The organism is Neisseria sp. HMSC056A03 (assembly GCF_001815685.1).
GTDB lineage: Bacteria > Pseudomonadota > Gammaproteobacteria > Burkholderiales > Neisseriaceae > Neisseria > Neisseria subflava.
Window position 1 is genome coordinate 1 of record NZ_KV821630.1, and the last position, 19,827, is coordinate 19,827.

A 19,827-nucleotide genomic window follows, 5' to 3' on the forward strand; every position below is an offset into this window, starting at 1 on the left:
TACTGTAAACAACGCTACTAGTTTCTACAACTAATTTCTACACCTTTATTACAGCCCAAAGTTTTTGTCTAAGTCCTTAGAGCAATACTTTTTCTACACCGCCGTTATTGGCTTTTTTCACAAACTCATCCAGCCAGTTTTCGCCGAGGATGTGTTTCGCCATTTCGATGACGATATAGTCGGCGGGCATGTCGTTGTCGTCGGCATAGCGGCTCAGGCCTTGCAGGCAGGCGGGGCAGGAGGTGAGCATTTTGACGGGTTCGCCCTGCGGCAGCTCTTTGAGGTTTTTCTCGATTTCTTCCTGCTTGCGGAATTTGACTTGGGTGGCAATGTCGGGGCGTTTGACGGCGAACATGCCAGATTCGCCGCAGCAGCGGTCGCTTAAGACGACTTTCTGTCCCATGAGGCTACTTGCCATTTGGGTGGCGTTCATGGTTTTGATGGGCGTGTGGCAGGGGTCGTGGTAGAGGTATTGCTGACCTTTCACGCCGTTCAGTTTCACGCCTTTTTCGAGCAGGTATTCGTGGATGTCGATGATGCGGCAGCCGGGGAAGATTTCTTCGAAGCGGTATTTTTCTAGCTGGTCGTAGCAGGTGCCGCAACTGACGACGACGGTTTTGATGTCGAGGTAGTTGAGGGTGTTCGCCATACGGTGGAAGGCGACGCGGTTGTTGGTGCTCATTTGTTCGGCTTTTGCCTTGTTGCCGCCTGCGTCTTGCGGATAGCCGCAACACATATAGCCGGGCGGCAGGACGGTTTGTACGCCGACGTGCCAGAGCATGGCTTGGACGGCGAGTCCGATTTGGCTGAACAGACGCTCGGAACCGCAGCCGGGGAAGTAGAACACGGCTTCGGCATCTTCAGGCGCGGCAGGGTTGCGGATGATGGGGATGCTTTTGTCGTCTTCAATGCCGAGCATGGAGCGCGGTGTTTTGGCAGGCACGCTTTTGGGCAAAGGACGGTTGATGAAGTGGATGATTTGTTCTTTGACCGGAGCGGTGCCGACGGTGGCTTTGGGTTCGGCTTTTTGTTTTTTGGTGCCGACGGGCAGCAGTTTGCCGATTTTGTAGGCGAAGTTCTGCGCGGGGAAGCCGGTCTGTATCATGGCGGCGCGCAGGGCTTTGATGGTTTTCGGGCCAGTAGCGTTCAAAAACGCCATGCCCATCGATGCGGCGGGCGCGAAGCGTTTGTGGCCGGAATCGGCAAGGTAGTTGCGGATGGCTACGGTTACGTCGCCGAAGTCGATGTTGACGGGGCAGGGTTTGACGCAGCGGTGGCACACGGTGCAGTGGTCGCCGATGTCCATGAGTTCTTCGAAGTGTTTGATGGAAACGCCGCGGCGGGTTTGTTCTTCGTATAAGAAGGCTTCGGTCAGCAATCCCACGCCGAGGATTTTGTTGCGCGGGCTGTACAGCAGGTTGGCACGCGGGACGTGGGTGGAGCAGACGGGTTTGCATTTGCCGCAGCGCAGGCAGTCTTTGACAGAATCGGCGATGGTGCCGAGGTCTGATTTTTCCATAATCAGCGATTCCGCGCCCAAAAGCTCGAACGACGGCGTGTAGGCGTTGCGTAAGTCCGAGCCTTTCATCAGTTTGTAACGGTTGAAGGTGTGTTTGGGATCGACTTGGTTTTTGTAGTCCCAAAACGGCTGCAAATCTTCATCGGTCAAAAATTCGAGCTTGGTGATGCCGATACCGTGTTCGCCCGAAATCACGCCACCGAGCGAGCGGGCGATTTTCATGATGCGTTCGACCGAACGGTAGGCCGTCTGAAGCATTTGGGCGTCGTCTGAATTGACGGGGATGTTGGTGTGGACGTTGCCGTCGCCGGCGTGCATATGCAGGGCGACGAAGACTCTGCCGCGCACGGTTTTGGCGTGGATTTTGCCCAAACCTTGGATAATTTTTGTGTCGGTTTTGCCGCTGAAGATTTCGGCGAGCGGTTTCATTACGTCGTCTTTGACAGACACGCGCAGACGGAAGTCGCGGAATGCGGTGAAACAGCTCTCGTCGTCTTTGGCTTCGGGCGCGGCATGGACGGCTGCGCCGTAGCGGGCTTTGTAGTCGGCAAGCGGCGTATCGAGATTGGCGAGCAACCAGTCCCAACGTTCTTTGACGGCGGAAACGTGGGCAAGGGCGTGTTTGCCGCGTTCGCCTAAAAGTTCGGCGGTCGGCAGGTCCGTGCCCATTTTGTCGATAGGGAGTTTGCCCGACAGATATTGCTCCAATGCGGCGCACAAGGTGAGTTTGTTTTGAATGGAAAGCTCGATGTTGATGCGTTCGATACCGTCCGAATACTCGCCCAGCCGCTCCAGCGGAATCACCACGTCTTCGTTGATTTTAAAGGCGTTGGTGTGTTTGGCGATGGCGGCGGTGCGGCTGCGGTCGAGCCAGAAGGTTTTGCGCGCTTCGGGCGACGCGGCGATAAAGCCTTCGCCGTCGCGGGCGCGGGCAAGTTCGCAGATGTGTTCGGCGGCTGCCTCTACGGCGGCTTCGTCGTCTGAAACGACATCCGCCAGCAAGACCATTTTCGGCCGCCCCTTACCTGCCGCTTTGGTGGCGTAGCCGACGGCGCGGACATAACGCCAGTCCAAATGCTCCAAACCCGCCAGACGCACGCTGTCGTGAGCAAGCAGGAAATCGCGGATTTCGACGATAGAAGGCGTGGCGGTGGCGACCGTGCCGAAAAACTCCATACACACGGTGCGCGTGTATTTCGGCATGGTGTGCAACACAAAGGCGACGCTGGTAATGATGCCGTCCGTACCTTCTTTCTGCACGCCGGGCAGGCCGCTCAAGAATTTGTCGGTAACGTCTTTGCCCAAACCAACTTTGCGGAATTTGTGACCGGGAATTTCCAAACGTTCGGTTTTAACGATGTTGATGCCGTCTGAATCCAGCGTGTGAACGTCGAACACGGCGGTTTCTTCGTCGTGGATTTTGCCGAAATTGTGGCGCACGCGCTCGATGCGCAGCCATTCGCCCTGCGGGTTGACCATCTGCCAGTAGGCGAGGTTGTCCAGCGCCGTCCCCCACAGCACGGCTTTTTTACCGCCTGCGTTCATCGCCACATTGCCGCCCACGCAGGACGCGTCGGCGGAAGTCGGATCGACGGCGAACACCAAACCCGCTTGATGCGCGGTTTCTTCCACACGCCGCGTTACCACACCCGCGCCGCAATGGATAATCGGATGTTTGCCGTTCAAGCCCGCCAGTTCTACAAATTCGACGCCGCGATGCTTGTCGAGCTTTTCCGTATTGATGACCGCGCTGTTTGCATCCAAAGGCACGGCGCCGCCGGTATAACCCGTGCCACCGCCGCGCGGAATAATGACCAAATCCAGCTCGATTAAGGCGCGCACCAAAGGCGCGATTTCTGCCTCAGTGTCAGGATTGACGACGACAAACGGATATTCGACGCGCCAGTCGGTCGCATCGGTAACGTGCGTTACCCGCGCCAGCCCGTCAAACATAATATTGTGCGGCTTGGTGATTTTGCTCAAACGCTCCAAAATCTGCCGCCGCTTTTGGCGCGTTTCGTCAAAACCGCCGTCAAAACGCTCGACCGCCTTTTCCGCCACCGCAACCAACAAATCGACTTGCGGATTGTCGTCGCGGCGTTTGCGGATTTCGTTCAAACGGTGGCGCATTTCACGCACCAGCGCGGCGCGGCGTTTCGGGTGCTCCAGCAAATCATCGACCAGATACGGATTGCGCACGACCACCCAAATATCGCCCAACACTTCAAACAACATCCGCGCCGAACGCCCCGTCCTGCGCTGTCCGCGCAAGTCCTGCAGAATCTGCCACGCCTCGTCGCCCAACAGGCGGATGACGATTTCGCGGTCGGTGTAGGAAGTATAGTTGTAGGGAATTTCCCGAATACGCTGCGGGGCGGTAGTCGTGGTCATGGTCGTGTTCCGTTGATGGATGTAATGTTTTTATATTAAAGGCCGTCTGAAAAATGCAATTTCTTCTTGATGGCGTAAAGTGTTAATGTAGTGTAATTTTCGATATTTTTCAACGGAAAAGACAATAAACATTTCAATGGGAATGATTTGCAACTAGGCAATATTGTTTACAATCTTGTCGTGTAAATGATTTTTAGACGGCCTGACAGATTTTATCGCTTGAGTTTTTCTGTAAAACCGCTATAATGCGTTTCTTCTATGGCGGGTCTCCCCGCATGGTAATTCGGAACACCGGGTCAGGGGCGGAAGCCAGCAGCCCACTCTGATGAGCCAGTGCCGGGGGTTCGGCTCGCCACCTTATTCAAAAATGCCGGAGATGGTTAAGTTCCCGGCATTTTTCATATTGTATAAAGCGTAATAAAAAGGCCGTCTGAAATCTCATTTTCAGACGGCCTTTGCGTTTATGAACTATGAACAAGTTATTTATGCTTCTTCTGATTTTGTATTGGGCAAAACGCAGTTCAGGATAATGGCCAATACGGCGCACAAGCCTACACCGGCGAAGCTCAAAGTACCTACTTTGATAATCATGCCGCCGATACCGGTGGTCAATACGGAGCTGACGATAACCAGATTTTTCGGCTGCATCAAATCGACTTTCGCATCAATCAATGTTTTGATGCCCAAAGAGGCGATTGTACCGAACAGCAGCAACATAATACCGCCCATAACCGGCATGGGAATCGAAGCCAAAAACGCGTTGAACTTACCGAAAAACGCCATAAAAATTGCAAAAATTGCCGCCCAAGTCATGATGACGGGGTTGCTGTTTTTGGTAATCATCACCGCGCCGGTTACCTCGCCGTAAGTGGTCACAGGAGGGCCGCCGATCAAACCGGCTACGCATACGCCCAAGCCGTCGCCGGCGAGGGTTTTGTCCAAGCCAGGGTCTTTAGTGTAGTTTGTGCCGGTTACATTGCCGATGGCCATAATGCCGCCGATGTGTTCGATGGCCGGGGCGATGGCGACGGGCAACATAAACAAGGCAGCCTGCCAGTTGACTTGAGGCGTTTCAAAATGAGGGACGGCAAACCAAGGGGCGTTGATGATGGCGCTGGTATCGACCAGGCCCATGATTAAAGCCAACACATAGCCGGAAGCCACGCCGATCAGAATCGGAATCAGCTTCATCATTTTACTGCCGAAGACAGAAACAATGACGGTTACCGCAAAGGTAAAGCCGGAGAGAATCAGCGAGTCGATATAGTCGATGACCTGTTTTCCATCTGCCTGACCCATGGCCATGCTGCTGGCTGCTGCGGCCACGGACAAGCCGATTACCATAATCACCGGGCCGATAACCACGGGCGGCAACAGCTTGTGTACCGCATCCAGACCGCGCCATCTGATCAGCGCGGCAAAGATAAAGTACATGAAACCTGCCGCAAACAGACCAAACATCGTAGAAGGCAGGCCCCATTCGCCGATGGAGTAGATAATCGGCGCAATAAAGGCAAAAGAAGAACCGAGGAAAATCGGCACTTTACGTTTGGTAACCAATTGGAACAACAAAGTGCCCAAGCCTGCGCCCAATAATGCCAAAGCCGGGTTCAGTCCCGTCAGAAGCGGCACAAGCACCATGGCACCGAATGCGACAAACAAAATCTGCGCACCGGCTACCGCTGTTTTAAGCTGGTTCATAAAAGCTCCGAAGAAAATTCAAACGGCGCAGATTATACTGATTTATCCTAGTCATGAACATTTATTTACAAAAGGCCGTCTGAACAAATGTAACGATGACACCTGTTCAGACGGCCTGGTTCGATAGCGAATGGTTAATAACTTATCAAAATCGATTAGGAAAATTTTCAGCCGCGTGTTTCGCGCCAAACCAGATAATCGCGCAGGGGCGGCATGGGCGGATTGATGCAGTGCGGACAGATGCCGGTTGTATCTTCATCATCGCTGTCAATATGGTAGTCGTTTGGATCGAAGCGCACCTGCTGCATGACGGCTTGCGCCAAAGCCTGCTCCTGTACGACATCAAAGCGGAATTTTTCGAGGATTTCGTTTAATAGACGGATTTCGCCGTCACTGAAAGATTCGCTGTGTTTGACAATGAGGCGTTGATAATCTTCATTGCTGATTTTTTCGTGAAGTAAATTGGTCTGGATAGTCATGATTTTTATTGTTGAAATAAGATGGTCAAGGTACGGATTATAGCGGATATCGTGGCGGCTGTTTTAAAGTCCGTGTTCTGGTTCGGAAAGTGTCCCTGTTTTGGCTTTTTTCGGTATTAGGTTGTTTAATTTAGAGTTAATTGCTTGGTAATCGTCGCTATAAAAAAATTCTCCAATGTATATGGTTTTCCCATGATAAACAAATGACCATGCACCTTGTTTACTATTTGGTTGTCGTAAGGGGCTGGAGATGGTGGATGTATTCCTTCTCTGACTCAAATAGTTACGCAGTGTGATTTTAGTGTTTTTAGTATTTGCATAGTTCTCATGTGGCTGCCATTGCGATATTTCTACGAGTGAAAATTTTTTACCTTTTCCCAATCCAAACAGCGCGAATTGGTGTGAAAGTATTCCATTTTGAACATGGATACGTTCTTGTCCAAAAAGTTGCCACAGTAAATCATAAATACATTGGCAAGAAAGCAGGCCTAAAAATATGAGGAGGATGATATTAAATGTTGATTCAAAGTTTAAATTTGGAATGTTTGCCAATATCAATAGTACGATTACAAGATCTCTGCAAGTTAATAGAAGTTTGAGTCTGTTGCGTATAATTTTTGCTGACAAGGTAATTTTGCTAGGTGTTTGTTCAATTTTATAACGCGAAGATGTCATCAATAGCCTCCTACTTTGTCTACCTGATACGCTTTTTGCAGCGGTGTAATTTGTGCCAAGCGTGCGTGATCGATTTGTTCGGCAATTAAATGGGCTTTGCCTTGCGCGCGGCACTCGGCGGCAATTTTGCCTGCATCTACTTGGTTGGCGGCCTCAAGTAAGGCCAGCCAGTGTTCACGTTGCGGATAGGGGGTATCTTCAAGATTCAGACGGCCTTGTTTGTCGGCCACGCAGACGTTTAAGGCCGTCTGAAAACGTTCGGGGCGGCGGAATGCGTCGGTTTTTTTCAAAACATTCAAAATGGTTTTGCTTTTGAACTGCCCGACTTGATGGAGCATGATGTGCCAGCGACAGACAAGTTCGGCAAGCTCGGCGCAGTGTTTGGGCGCGCGCAGGCGTTGATTGACTTCGCAGACGGGTTCGACGCCGTTGACATCGTGTCCGTAGTGTTTCGGCAAGATATCGGCCGGTGTTTTTGCCTTGCCTAAGTCGTGCAATAAGGCAGCATAGCGTTCGGCGAGGGAGAGATTCATCTCGGCGGCTCGTTGTACAACCATCAGCGTATGAATACCGCTGTCGATTTCGGGATGATAGTCGGCGCGTTGCGGTACGCCGAAAAGGGCATCAAGCTCGGGCAGTAAAACTTTGAGTGCGCCGCATTCGCGCAAAACTTCAATCATTCGGCGCGGATTTTTCTCCATCAAGCCTTTTGCCAATTCTTGCCAGACGCGTTCGGCAACCAAGGCATCCGCTTCGCCGTTTTCTACCATTTGCCACATCAGCGACATGGTTTCATCGGCAATTTGAAAACCATAACGCGCGGCAAAACGGGCGATACGCAAAATCCTTACGGGGTCTTCGGCAAAGGCAGGCGAAACATGGCGCAGGATGCCGGCCGCCAAGTCTTGTTGTCCGCCAAAAGGATCGATGATCGTGCCGTCTGAATCCTGAGCCATGGCATTGATGGTCAGGTCGCGGCGCATCAGGTCTTGTTCCAGCGTAACGTCTTTATCGGCATGAAAGCTGAATCCGGCATAGCCTTTGGCGGTTTTGCGCTCGGTACGGGCGAGGGCGTATTCTTCGTGGTTGTCCGGATGGAGAAAGACGGGAAAATCCTTGCCGACAGGTTGATAGCCTTGAGCCAGCATGGTTTGCGCATCTGCTCCGACGACAACCCAATCGCGGTCTTTGATGGGCAGGCCTAACAGATGGTCGCGGACGGCGCCGCCGACAAGATAGGTTTTGATGGTTTGTGTATTCATATAAAAATCGAACGATATAAAAAGGCCGCCTGAAAAGCCGTATTGGGTTTTCAGACGGCCTGAGTCAGAACGCTATTATGAGGCTTTAGGCTTGTTGCCGTCGATGATTTTCAAACCGGCGGAGACCAAGCTGCCGATGTCGGCAACATTGGCAGGCATAATCAGCGTGTTGCTTTCTTTAGCCAAATTGCTGAAGGCGGCAACGTATTGCTCGGCAACTTTCAGGTTAACAGCTTCAGCACCGCCCTCGGAGCGGACAGCCTCGGCGATTTTGCGGATGGCGTCGGCATTCGCTTCGGCCACCAGGCGCAGGGCTTCGGCTTCACCTTGAGCGCGGTTGATACGGGCGATTTTTTCACCGTTTGATGCGTTGATGGCGGCTTGCGCTTCACCTTCGGATTGTTGGATTTCTGCCTCGCGCTGACCGCTGGCAAGGTTGATCTGCTCGATTTTACGGCCTTCGGATTCGGCAATACGCGCGCGTTTTTCACGTTCGGCGGTAATTTGCGCCTGCATTGAGCGCAGAATTTCTTGCGGCGGAACCAAGTCTTTGATTTCGTAACGCAAGACTTTCACGCCCCATGCGCCTGCCGCTTCGTCCAAAGCAGCAACAACAATGCTGTTGATTTCATCGCGCTCTTCAAAGGTTTTATCCAATTCCATGCGGCCGATGACAGAGCGCAAAGTTGTCTGCGCAAGCTGGGTAATCGCCATGATGTAGTTGCTGGAACCATATGAAGCGAGTTTTGGATCGGTGACTTGGAAGTAGATGATGCCGTCCACAGTCAGCTGAGTGTTGTCGCGGGTAATACAGACTTGGCTGGGAACATCCAAAGGAACTTCTTTCAGCGAGTGACGATAGGCGACGCGGTCGATAAATGGGATAAGGATGTTCAGACCTGCAGTCAGCGCTTTGTGAAAACGGCCTAATCGTTCGACCACATAAACTTCCTGCTGCGGTACAACGATAAAGGATTTGAAACCAAAAACAACAACGACGATGAGTATGAGGACGGGGAGACTGAGCAGAAATTCCATAATGTTTCCTTATGATGATGGTTGGGAGAGTGTGCGGATAATCAGAAGATTGCCGTTTTTGGCGGTAATGACTGCGCTTGAGGCCGTCTGAAAAGTATCTTGGGGCCGTTCGGCTTGTGCCTGCCAATGTGTGCCGCGGTAGGCGACTTCGTAAATATTGTCATGTAGGTGGCGTAGGATGCGGACGTTTTGCCCAATATCCAAATCATCGTTAAGCACTTTGGGAGCCAACTGATTTTTCAGACGGCCGTGTACCAGCCAGATACCGAGTGCGCTGATGATGGCCGCGGTCAAAACGGCGGCAGAAAAGTGACCGCTTAATCCGTATATGATTCCGGCGGCGGCCAGCGCTACGCTGACAACCAAAAGATAAACCGTTCCGATAAACAATTCGACAATCAGAACAACGGCGGCGGCAACAAACCATATCGTCATGCGGCATATCCTTTTAATAATCTTTTGATAATCCTTATCATAATGGCAGCGGCTTAAAATGAAAAGGCTAAGGTTGAAAATTATTTCAGTTATAATAAGTCCATTCAAATACGGAGCGGCAAATAATGCAGACTTGGCACGAGGCAATTGGTGCAGAAAAAGAAAAGGCGTATTTTCAAACGATTTTGGAGAAGGTGCGCCATGAAAGGCAGGCGGGGATAACCGTTTATCCACCTGAACGCGATGTATTCAATGCCTTTCGGACGACTGAATTTGGAAATGTAAAAGTAGTGATTTTGGGGCAAGACCCGTATCACGGCGCGGGTCAGGCTCATGGTTTGGCGTTTTCCGTGCAACCTGAAATTGCGGTGCCGCCGTCGTTGGTCAATATTTATAAAGAGCTGGCGACGGATATTGAGGGCTTTCAGATTCCGCAACACGGCTATTTACAGCATTGGGCAGAACAGGGCGTATTGCTGTTAAACACGGTGTTGACTGTCCGTGCCGGTGCGGCGCATTCACATGCGACTTTTGGCTGGGAGGTGTTTACCGATGAAGTCATCCGACAATTGGATAAGGAACGCGAGCATTTAGTCTTTATGCTGTGGGGCAGCCATGCGCAGAAGAAAGGCGCGTTTATCGACCGCAGCCGTCATTTGGTGCTGATCGCGCCGCATCCTTCGCCTTTATCGGCATATCGTGGCTTTTTCGGCTGCAAACATTTTTCGCAGGCAAACGCTTATTTGCAGGCGCATGGTTTAGAGCCGATTGATTGGCAGGTTTAATAAGATAAAAGGCCGTCTGAAAGCAGATTTTCAGACGGCCTTATGATTTAGTATCAAATCGAATATTCAATCAGTTCGTTTTGAGAAAAGACATAAACCTGTTTCGGAATCAGCTTCAATTCTTTGCCTTCGGCGATTTGGTAACGCGCGGCATCGCTGCCTGCCAGCGTGATATGCACGTCTTGTTTGTCGTGTTTGACTAAAATATGCGTCAATGCGCCGACGGCGTGGATTTTTTCGATTTTGGCACGGATCATCGGTGTTTCGTGTTCCGCTGCAAGCTGCCATTCGTGCGGGCGGATGTAGCCGTTGGCGGTTTGTTCCTGCCATTTGTAGTGTGCATCCAATTTCCACGCGAAGCCGTTGTAGTGCCAGATGCCTTTTTCGATGCGTCCTTCAAATGCGTCGGTTTCGCCGAGAAATTCGGTAACGAAGGCGTTTTCTGGTTTGCGGTAAATGGCTTCGGCGCTGCCGGTTTGTTCGATTTTGCCGTGGTTCATGACGACGATTTCGTCAGAAACTTCAAGGGCTTCTTCTTGATCGTGGGTAACCAGAATGCTGGTTACGCCTAGGTTGTGATGGATGTCGCGCAGCCAGGTACGCAATTCTTTGCGCACTTTGGCATCCAGCGCGCCGAAGGGTTCGTCCAGTAGCAGGAGTTTGGGTTCGACCGCAAGGGCGCGGGCGAGGGCGATGCGTTGGCGTTGGCCGCCGGAGAGCTGGTGCGGATAGGATTTGGCGAGGTGGGAGAGCTGCACGAGTTTGAGCAATTCTTCGACTTTGGTGCGGATTTGTTCTTTGGACGGGCGTTCGGACTTGGGCAATACGGTCAAACCGAAGGCGACGTTGTCAAACACGTTCATGTGGCGGAAGAGGGCGTAGTGTTGGAATACGAAGCCGACTTTGCGCTCGCGCACATGCTTGGCGGTTACGTCTTGGCCGTCAAAGAGAATTTGGCCGCCGTCGGCGTTTTCCAGTCCGGCGATAATGCGCAGGAGCGTGGTTTTGCCGCAGCCGGAAGGGCCGAGCAGGGAAACGAGTTTGCCGGTGGGGACGTTGAGGTTGATGTTTTTCAGCGCGTGGAAACTGCCGAAGTGTTTGTTTAAGTTTTGAATGGTGATGCTCATGCTGCGTTCCTTTCGGCGGCGGCGAGTTTTTTATCTTGTAATTTTGTGATGATGTTTTGCACCAGCAAGGTGGCCAAGGCTAAAAGTGCCAATACGCCGGAGAGGGCGAATGCGCCGGTGAAGTTGTATTCGTTGTAGAAGATTTCGACCAAAAGCGGGATGGTGTTGGTTTCGCCGCGGATATGCCCCGATACTACGCTGACCGCGCCGAACTCGCCCATTGCGCGGGCGTTGGTGAGGATGATGCCGTAGAGCAGCGCCCATTTGATGTTGGGCAGGGTAACGCGCCAAAACATCTGCCAGCCGCTTGCACCGAGTATCAAGGCGGCCTGTTCTTCGCTGTCGCCCTGCGCCTGCATTAAAGGAATGATTTCGCGTGCGACAAAGGGGAAGGTAACGAACAGCGTCGCCAAAATAATGCCGGGGATGGCGAAGATAATCTGTATGCCTTGCGCTTCCAGCCAGCCGCCCAATGCCGTGTGCGCGCCGAACAATAAGACGAACATTAAACCGGCCACCACGGGCGATACGGAAAACGGCAAATCGAGCAGGGTGGTCAGTAACTGCTTGCCGCGAAAGTCAAAACGGGTCAGCAGCCACGCCATCGCCACGCCCAATACGGCATTGACGGGGACGACAATCAGCGCGGTAATCAGCGTCAATTTGATGGCAGACCATGCCTCGGGATCAGTCAAGGATTGCAGGTACAAATCCCAACCGCCTTTTAAGGCCTCGTAGAATACGGCAACCAATGGCACGACCAGCATCAGCAGCAGAAAGCCCAAGGCGGTAGCGGTCAGCAATACGCGCAGCCAACGCGGTTCGCTCAGGTTTGGATTGGTGGAATGGGTTTTCATGTTAGTGAAGCCTCTATTTATTCTTGTATCCGTTTAGGCCGTCTGAAAAATGTTTGCTTGATGTTTCAGACGGCCTGTTGTTTGTTAAACCTTCGCTCCGGCGCGGCGGCTCAAAGTCCATTGCATGATGTTTAAAATCAGCAGGATGACAAACGAAATCATCAGCATAAACAGAGCAACGGCTGATGCACCCTGAGCATCGTATTGCTCCAGTTTGCCGGTAATAATCAAGGGCAGGATTTCAGACACCATCGGAATATTGCCCGCGATAAAAATGACCGAGCCGTATTCGCCGGTAGAGCGGGCAAACATCATGCCTGCGCCGGTCAACAGGGCCGGTGTGATTTCTGGCAAAAGGACGCGGCGGAACGTAGTCCAACGGCTTGCGCCCAAAGTCGCCGCCGCTTCTTCATATTCGCCCGACAACTCTTCCAATACCGGCTGCACGGCGCGGACGATAAAGGGCATGCTGACGACAATCAGTGCAATCCAAATGCCGATGGGCGTAAAGGCGATTTTGATGCCCAAAGGCTCGAAAAAACGGCCTATCCAACCATTGGGCGCATACAGGGTTGCCAACGCAATGCCTGTTACCGCCGTCGGCAGCGCAAACGGCAAATCGACCAAAGCGTTTACCAACCCTTTGCCCGGAAATTCATAGCGTACCAATACCCAAGCGACTAAGGTGCCGAACACGATATTGGTCAACATCGCATAAAACGACATCCGCAAACTCAGCCAGACGGCTGCCAAGACATTGGGTTCGGTAATCGTGTTCCAAAATCCGCTCCAGCCGATTTCCGCCGCTTTGGCCGCCATCATCGCAAACGGCAAAACCACCAAAAGCGACAGGCACAAAACCGTCAAACCCAGGCTGAGCTTGAAACCCGGCAATACAGAAGGCGTTTTGAGTAACAACATAATGGCAATCGTCAGAATTTAATACACGCTTACTTTAACAAGGCCGTCTGAAAACTGGAAAGAATACTTTGTTTGGTATAAAGACGATTTTGTTATATTGAAAAGATGAAAAGGCCGTCTGAACATCAAATTTCAGACGGCCTTGCTGGTGTGGTAAGGATTAATAGGCAACAGGATCTTGAGATGCAGGCTGGCGTTGCGCCGCATCATAGTTTTCCTGAGCCGAGCGGACGGCTTTTTCCAAACCGTTGATCCGATCGAGATAGCGGGCATAGTTGCGTTCATTGCCATAACGCACTTTTTTGCCTTCTTCCAAATTTTTCTTGGCGGTATCTAAAGCACGCTTGGCCGCGCCGACATCAGTCGGATTGACCGGGGCGACAGCTTCTTCTGCCTGCTCGGCTTTGCTTGGGGAAATCGGCGTTGCCGGTGTTGAAACAGGCGCAGAAGTATATACGGACGGTTTGCCGATATTGCTGGCTTTGCAGTTTTTGCCGCCGGCTTGGGTATAGACTTTGCGGCCGACAGAATCGGTACATTCAAAAATAGGCGCGGCGGAAACCGCAGTTGCCAAAGCGAGCAGTAATGTGCTGATCCAGAGTTTGTTCATTTTTTATTTTTCCTTAAAACCATTTCCACCAAACAAATAAAGCCGCAATCATGATGATGTTGGCGAAGAGGATGGGTTTCCACTGTCTGGGCGCACGTCGTAATTCAGTGCCAGAGCGCGTGCGGCGGATATGGAAAAACGGGCTGAGCAGCATGGAAGCGGCACATACCAAAATAATCACGGCGTAATAGATTTTGTGCGTTTCCATATAGATTCTCCGTTTCAGACGGCCTGAAATGCTGCCTACAACGCGTTTTTGCGTGAAGCGTTGCCTGTTTTCATCTTACATCGGCATTGGGCACATTTGCCATGGCCTCAATCCTGAGGTCTTTGCAAAAATATGCTACAATCGCGTCCGATTATAACATTCTATTTATAAAGGTTTTACGAATAATGATTTCTACCAACGGCATCACCATGCAGTTCGGCGCAAAGCCGCTGTTTGAAAACGTATCCGTCAAATTCGGCGAAGGCAACCGTTACGGCTTGATCGGCGCCAACGGCTCAGGCAAATCCACCTTCATGAAAATCCTCGGCGGCGATTTGGAACAGACTGCCGGCGAAGTAGCGATTGAAAACGGCGTGCGTTTGGGTAAATTGCGCCAAGACCAGTTTGCCTACGAAGACATGCGCGTGCTGGACGTGGTGATGATGGGTCACACCGAAATGTGGGCGGCGATGACCGAACGCGACGCGATTTACGCCAACCTCGAAGCCACCGAAGACGATTACATGAAAGCTGCCGAACTGGAAGCCAAGTTCGCCGAATACGACGGCTATACCGCCGAAGCGCGCGCCGCCGAACTGTTGAGCGGCGTAGGCATTTCCGAAGATTTGCACAATGCGACCATGGCGGAAGTCGCCCCGGGCTTCAAGCTGCGCGTATTGCTGGCGCAAGCCCTGTTCTCCAAACCTGATGTATTGTTGCTTGACGAGCCGACCAACAACTTGGACATCAACACCATCCGTTGGTTGGAAGGCGTGTTGAACCAATACGACTCCACCATGATTATCATCTCGCACGACCGTCACTTCTTGAACGAAGTCTGCACCCACATGGCGGATTTGGACTACAACACCATCACCATCTATCCGGGCAACTACGACGACTACATGCTCGCTTCCGCCCAATCGCGTGAGCGCGCCCTGAAAGACAATGCCAAGGCAAAAGAGAAACTGCAAGAGCTGCAAGAGTTCGTTGCTCGCTTCTCTGCCAACAAATCCAAAGCCCGTCAGGCAACCAGCCGTCTGAAACAGGCAGACAAAATCAAATCGGAGATGGTCGAAGTCAAACCTTCTACCCGTCAAAACCCATATATCCGTTTTGAAGCCGATGAAAAAGCCAAGTTGCACCGTCAGGCTGTGGAAGTTGAAAAACTGGCCAAACGTTTTGAAACCCAGTTGTTTAAAAACCTGAACTTTATCCTTGAAGCAGGCCAGCGCCTCGCCATCATCGGCCCGAACGGCGCAGGTAAGTCTACCTTGCTGAAACTCTTGGCAGGCGCGTACAACCCCGAATATTCAGACGGCCTGTTGCCGGACGAAGGCACCATCAAATGGGCGGAAAAAGCCAGTGTCGGCTACTACCCGCAAGACCATGAAAACGACTTCGATGTCGATATGAACCTGAGCGAATGGATGCGCCAATGGGGACAAGAAGGCGACGATGAACAAGTCATCCGCGGTACTTTGGGGCGTTTGCTCTTCGGCAGCAACGACGTGGTGAAAAAAGTGCAGGTTCTCTCCGGCGGTGAAAAAGGCCGTATGCTCTACGGCAAACTCCTGCTGCTGAAACCCAATGTGCTGATTATGGACGAACCCACCAACCACATGGACATGGAAAGCATCGAATCATTGAACATGGCGCTGGAAAAATACAACGGCACACTGATTTTCGTATCGCACGACCGTCAGTTTGTATCTTCATTGGCTACCCAAATCATCGAATTGGATGGCAAAGGCGGATATGAACACTACTTGGGCGATTACGAAAGCTATCTGGAGAAAAAAGGCTTAGTTTAAGCCCATACTGATAACCTATTAAGGTATTGAAATGCCGTCTGAAAACCGTTGTGTTTTCAGACGGCATTTTTTTGAAGCGTTTCATATTGGCAATCACTGAAACTGCTAAGATTAAAATGGATAAATTTCTTGTTAGGAATTTTTATTAAAGCCATAAAACAGATATACAAAAGGCCGTCTGAAAATTTCAGACGACCTCTATTTATGTTTTGATAGTAAGAGGATTAACTGAATAAACCTTTAAACCACAACACAATCGCGTCCCACATACGGCGCAACCAGCTGCCTTCTTCCACGCCGGTCAGGGCGACAACGTCTTTTTCGGCAATGATTTTACCGTCTTTCATGACTTTCAGCTTGCCCAATACTTGGCCTTTTTCAATCGGGGCGAGGACGGGCTGAAGTGTTTCTAAAATAGGTTTGACGTTTTTACCGGTATCGTGGGGAATGGTAATGTAAACATCGTCCAAGAAACCGATATCTACGGCTTTGGTGCTACCTTTGTAAACTTTGACTTGGGAAATCACTTCTCCGCCGTTGTAAAGTTTAGGCGTATCAAATGCCTGCAATGACCAGTTGAGCAGTTTGCTGCTTTCGCTGGCGCGCGCTTCGGTGGATTCGGCTCCGGCAAGAATGGAAACAATACGGCGGTTGTTGCGTTTGCTGGAAGCGGCGAGATGGTAGCCTGCGCCTTCGCTATAGCCGGTTTTTAAACCATCGATACTGCTGTCGCGATAGAGCAGGAGATTGCGGTTGGGTTGCTCGATATTATTGTATTTGAAAGATTTGTTTGCAAATAAAGGATAATATTTCGGATAGTCATTAATGAGTGCGGCAGCCAAGATGGCAAGGTCGCCAACGGTTGAAACATGGCCGTTAGAAGAAATACCGGTCGGGTTGTTGAAGTGGGTGTGCTTCATACCCAAGCGTTTGGCTTCTTCATTCATTTGTTTGACGAATTCGTCGATAGAGCCGTTGCCAATGGCTTCGGCAAGGGTAATGGCGGCATCGTTGGCCGATTGGATGGTTGTACCCTTAATCAAGGAGCTGACGCTGACAGGAACTTTGGGGTCGAGGAACATACGCGAACCTTCGACTTTCCATGCAGCATTGGAAACCGTCAGCATTTGGCCTGCCTCAAGCGTACCGTTTTCCAGTGCTTTAAAGGTAAGGTAGGCTGTCATCATTTGTGTCAACGCGGCAGGCTCGATAGGCGTGTCAGCATTGTTGGATGCCAAGGTTTGCTTGCTGTGCAGGTCGGTAACGATATAGGCAGTTGCCGCAATTTCCGGCGGTGTTGTCGGGCTGTTGATGCTGTGCAGCAGCGGCTGCGTTTGAGCCTCGCTTTGTACGGCAGGGGCGGATGCAACCGGGTCGGCAGCAAGGGCAGGAGTACTAATAAGAGTAGCAAAAATTAAGCTAAGTAGCGTTTTTTTCATCATTATTTGTAGATTTGAATATGAGTGGACACTGTTATGAGGCAAACAGTTTGGCATATTAAATAGATATTAAGCGGACATTATACCGTCTCATTTAGGCTTTGCTAAGATTTTTCTTGCCTTCAGACGGCCTCAGGGGTATGGTTTTAACTTTTTCCTCTGGTCAATTTGACCGAATTGCAATTTATTTCCGAACACTAAGAATACCATGAACCATTCCCTTCCTCTTTCTGATTATCTAACCCGTATTTTGACCGCTTCCGTTTATGATGTGGCCGTAGAAACGCCTTTGGATTTGGCACGCAGTTTGTCAGGCCGTCTGAACAATCAGATTTTGCTCAAACGTGAAGATTTGCAGCCGGTGTTTTCGTTCAAAATCCGCGGTGCGTACAACAAAATGGCGAAACTGCCGAAAGAAGCCTTAGATTGCGGCGTAATTGCAGCAAGCGCAGGCAACCATGCGCAGGGTGTGGCTTTGTCGGCGCAGTATTTGGGTTGCCGTGCCGTCATCGTGATGCCGGAAACTACGCCGAAAATCAAAATTGATGCAGTAAAGAGCCGTGGCGGTGAAGTGGTATTGAAAGGTGTGTCTTACAACGATGCCTATGATTATGCGATGGAGTTGGCAGAAAAGGAAAAACTGACCTATATCGCGCCGTTTGATGATCCTGATGTGATTGCCGGTCAGGGAACCATCGGCATGGAAATCCTCCGTCAACACCGCAATATCAATGCGATTTTTGTGCCGATTGGCGGCGGCGGTTTAGCAGCAGGCGTGGCGGCGTTTATCAAACAGGTTTGTCCTGAAATCAAAGTCATTGGTGTGCAAACCGATGATTCTTGCTGTATGAAGCAATCGGTAGAGGCTGGGGAAATCGTACATTTGAAAGATGTTGGCCTGTTTTCAGACGGCACGGCGGTTAAAGTGGTGGGCGAGGAAACCTTCCGCCTGTGTAAAGAGCTGTTGGATGAAATTATTACGGTCAATACGGATATGTTGTGCGGCGCGATTAAAGATATTTTTGACGATACGCGCAGCATTACCGAGCCTGCGGGCGCATTGGCCCTTGCCGGCCTGAAGGCTTATGTTGCGAAAAACAATATCCAAGGCCAAAACTTAGTTGCCGTCACCAGTGGCGCCAACATGAACTTCCACCGCCTGCGCCATGTTTCAGAACGCAGTGAGCTGGGCGAAGGCAACGAAGGTATTTTTGCCGTTACCATTCCTGAAGAAAAAGGCAGCTTCCTTAAGTTTATCAATATCTTGGGTAGTCGAAATATTACCGAGTTCAACTATCGCTACGGCAACGACAACAATGCTCATATCTTTGTCGGTCTGCAAACTGCCGGTGCGCAAGACTTGGCCGTCATCAGCAAACAACTGGCTGACGCAGGCTTGCCCAATGTTGACCTGACCAATGACGAAATCGCTAAAATCCATATCCGTTATATGGTCGGCGGACGTACGGAAAAAGTTTCCAGCGAACGCTTGGTCAGCTTTGAATTCCCAGAGCGTCCCGGCGCATTGTCCCGCTTCTTGAACCATATGCGCGCCGAATGGAATATTACCTTGTTCCATTATCGCAATCATGGTGCGGACTACGGCCGTATTTTGGTCGGTATCGATGTACCTGAAAGCGACAATGAAGCCTTTACCGACTTTTTGGAGAGCTTGGGTTATGTTTATAAAGAAGAAACCGATAATCCGGCTTATAAACTTTTCTTGGCTTAAACAGTAAGATAAAAGGCCGTCTGAAATTTTTCAGACGGCCTTGTGTTTTATGTTTGGCTTTATTTCTTACGGAACACCAAGTCCCAAACGCCATGACCCAATCGTTTACCTCGGGCTTCAAATTTGGTTTCAGGGCGATAATCGGGTGTAGGGGCGTAATCGGCAGCCATGTTTTGCAAAGCGTCGAAACTGCTCAAAACTTCCAGCATTTGCACGGCGTATTCTTCCCAGTCGGTCGCCATATGGACATAGCCGCCGCTTTTGAGTTTGGGCAGCAGCTTTTCAACAAACGGCACTTGTACCAAGCGGCGTTTATTGTGGCGCTTTTTGTGCCAAGGGTCAGGGAAGAAAATATGAATGCCGTCTAAAGAACCGTCTTCCAGCATCTTTTCCACTACTTCCACCGCATCATGACGCATCACGCGTATATTGGAAATGTGTTCTTCCTCAATCAGCTTCAAGATATTGCCGACGCCCGGGCCGTGAACATCAATTGCTAAAAAGTCGGTATCGGGCAGACGCTTGGCGATTTCCACTGTCGCAACGCCCATACCGAAACCGATTTCCAAAACTTTGGGGTTGTCCCGTCCAAAAGCGCGGTTCAAATCCAAAGGAGCTTCTTGGAAGTCCACACCAAATTGCGACCACATCGTATCGATGGCGCGCTGTTGGGCCGCGGTCATATGGCCTTGACGCAAGACGAAACTGCGGATGCTGCGTTTGTGTTCTTCAGGAACGGTATTTTCGGGTGTATTTTCTGGAATGTTTTCGGACATGTTGTTTTAAATCAGTGAGAAATCAAATAAAAAGGCCGTCTGAAAGAATCAGACAACC

Annotated in this window: 17 protein-coding genes and 1 other RNA gene; 4 read left to right on the top strand and 14 right to left on the bottom strand. The window is 50.8% G+C overall.

The window, feature by feature from the left end:
- Nucleotides 1-76 precede the first annotated feature (76 nt).
- The gene (locus HMPREF3052_RS05890) at nt 77-3,910 is read right to left on the bottom strand and encodes a DUF3683 domain-containing protein (protein ID WP_070749139.1); all 3,834 of its coding nucleotides are present in this window, start codon (nt 3,908-3,910) and stop codon (nt 77-79) included.
- Between the two features lie 260 nt (nt 3,911-4,170).
- On the opposite strand from HMPREF3052_RS05890, the gene ffs reads away from it, so the two are divergent.
- Nucleotides 4,171-4,267: signal recognition particle sRNA small type (gene ffs, locus HMPREF3052_RS05895), an RNA gene on the top strand.
- Between the two features lie 126 nt (nt 4,268-4,393).
- Here the strand turns inward: ffs and HMPREF3052_RS05900 are convergent.
- The 6 genes from HMPREF3052_RS05900 to HMPREF3052_RS05925 form a co-directional block, all read right to left on the bottom strand.
- Nucleotides 4,394-5,611 carry a uracil-xanthine permease family protein gene (locus HMPREF3052_RS05900; protein WP_070749141.1) on the bottom strand — a complete coding sequence of 406 codons (1,218 nt, stop codon included), beginning with the start codon at nt 5,609-5,611 and terminating at the stop codon, nt 4,394-4,396.
- A 167-nt stretch (nt 5,612-5,778) separates the two neighbouring features.
- Nucleotides 5,779-6,090, bottom strand: coding sequence for a hypothetical protein (locus HMPREF3052_RS05905; RefSeq protein ID WP_070749143.1), 312 nt, complete (start codon nt 6,088-6,090; stop codon nt 5,779-5,781).
- A gap of 63 nt (nt 6,091-6,153) precedes the next feature.
- The gene (locus HMPREF3052_RS05910) at nt 6,154-6,765 is read right to left on the bottom strand and encodes a hypothetical protein (RefSeq protein WP_070749145.1); all 612 of its coding nucleotides are present in this window, start codon (nt 6,763-6,765) and stop codon (nt 6,154-6,156) included.
- Nucleotides 6,765-8,027 carry a multifunctional CCA addition/repair protein gene (locus HMPREF3052_RS05915; RefSeq protein WP_070749147.1) on the bottom strand — a complete coding sequence of 421 codons (1,263 nt, stop codon included), beginning with the start codon at nt 8,025-8,027 and terminating at the stop codon, nt 6,765-6,767. Before HMPREF3052_RS05915 ends, HMPREF3052_RS05910 begins: the two co-directional genes overlap by 1 nt.
- Nucleotides 8,028-8,102: 75 nt before the next feature.
- Nucleotides 8,103-9,065 (bottom strand): SPFH domain-containing protein, encoded by a 963-nt coding sequence (locus HMPREF3052_RS05920; protein WP_039863787.1) that lies wholly within the window; start codon nt 9,063-9,065, stop codon nt 8,103-8,105.
- Nucleotides 9,066-9,074: 9 nt separating this feature from the next.
- A complete protein-coding gene (locus HMPREF3052_RS05925) occupies nt 9,075-9,500 on the bottom strand; it encodes an NfeD family protein (RefSeq protein WP_070749149.1) in 426 nt (141 codons plus the stop codon).
- Nucleotides 9,501-9,625: 125 nt separating this feature from the next.
- Between HMPREF3052_RS05925 and ung the strand changes: the two genes are divergently transcribed.
- Complete coding sequence (gene ung, locus HMPREF3052_RS05930; RefSeq protein ID WP_070749151.1) at nt 9,626-10,285, top strand: uracil-DNA glycosylase; 660 nt, start codon at nt 9,626-9,628, stop codon at nt 10,283-10,285.
- A gap of 53 nt (nt 10,286-10,338) precedes the next feature.
- Here the strand turns inward: ung and HMPREF3052_RS05935 are convergent, their stop codons facing one another.
- From HMPREF3052_RS05935 to HMPREF3052_RS05955, 5 genes are all read right to left on the bottom strand, one after another.
- Nucleotides 10,339-11,412: a sulfate/molybdate ABC transporter ATP-binding protein gene (locus HMPREF3052_RS05935; RefSeq protein ID WP_070749153.1), complete on the bottom strand. Its 1,074-nt coding sequence runs from the start codon at nt 11,410-11,412 to the stop codon at nt 10,339-10,341.
- Nucleotides 11,409-12,269: a sulfate ABC transporter permease subunit CysW gene (cysW, locus tag HMPREF3052_RS05940; RefSeq protein WP_049328527.1), complete on the bottom strand. Its 861-nt coding sequence runs from the start codon at nt 12,267-12,269 to the stop codon at nt 11,409-11,411. Before cysW ends, HMPREF3052_RS05935 begins: the two co-directional genes overlap by 4 nt.
- Nucleotides 12,270-12,353: 84 nt before the next feature.
- The gene (cysT, locus tag HMPREF3052_RS05945) at nt 12,354-13,190 is read right to left on the bottom strand and encodes a sulfate ABC transporter permease subunit CysT (RefSeq protein WP_049328528.1); all 837 of its coding nucleotides are present in this window, start codon (nt 13,188-13,190) and stop codon (nt 12,354-12,356) included.
- A gap of 160 nt (nt 13,191-13,350) precedes the next feature.
- Complete coding sequence (locus HMPREF3052_RS05950) at nt 13,351-13,800, bottom strand: DUF4124 domain-containing protein (RefSeq protein ID WP_070749156.1); 450 nt, start codon at nt 13,798-13,800, stop codon at nt 13,351-13,353.
- Nucleotides 13,801-13,813: 13 nt separating this feature from the next.
- Entirely contained in the window at nt 13,814-14,008 is a 195-nt protein-coding gene (locus HMPREF3052_RS05955) for a hypothetical protein (protein WP_049328530.1), read from the bottom strand.
- A gap of 185 nt (nt 14,009-14,193) precedes the next feature.
- Here HMPREF3052_RS05955 and HMPREF3052_RS05960 point away from each other — a divergent pair, with 185 nt between their 5' ends.
- Nucleotides 14,194-15,822 (top strand): ABC-F family ATPase, encoded by a 1,629-nt coding sequence (locus HMPREF3052_RS05960; protein WP_070749158.1) that lies wholly within the window; start codon nt 14,194-14,196, stop codon nt 15,820-15,822.
- Between the two features lie 224 nt (nt 15,823-16,046).
- On the opposite strand, the gene HMPREF3052_RS05965 is transcribed toward HMPREF3052_RS05960, so the two are convergent.
- Nucleotides 16,047-17,264, bottom strand: a complete 1,218-nt coding sequence (locus HMPREF3052_RS05965; RefSeq protein ID WP_070749159.1) for a D-alanyl-D-alanine carboxypeptidase family protein — start codon at nt 17,262-17,264, stop codon at nt 16,047-16,049.
- Nucleotides 17,265-17,469: 205 nt separating this feature from the next.
- Here HMPREF3052_RS05965 and ilvA point away from each other — a divergent pair, with 205 nt between their 5' ends.
- Nucleotides 17,470-18,993, top strand: a complete 1,524-nt coding sequence (gene ilvA / locus HMPREF3052_RS05970) for a threonine ammonia-lyase, biosynthetic (RefSeq protein ID WP_070749161.1) — start codon at nt 17,470-17,472, stop codon at nt 18,991-18,993.
- Nucleotides 18,994-19,052: 59 nt separating this feature from the next.
- On the opposite strand, the gene trmB is transcribed toward ilvA, so the two are convergent.
- Nucleotides 19,053-19,769 (bottom strand): tRNA (guanosine(46)-N7)-methyltransferase TrmB, encoded by a 717-nt coding sequence (trmB, locus tag HMPREF3052_RS05975; RefSeq protein ID WP_070749163.1) that lies wholly within the window; start codon nt 19,767-19,769, stop codon nt 19,053-19,055.
- Between the last annotated feature and the right edge of the window lie 58 nt (nt 19,770-19,827).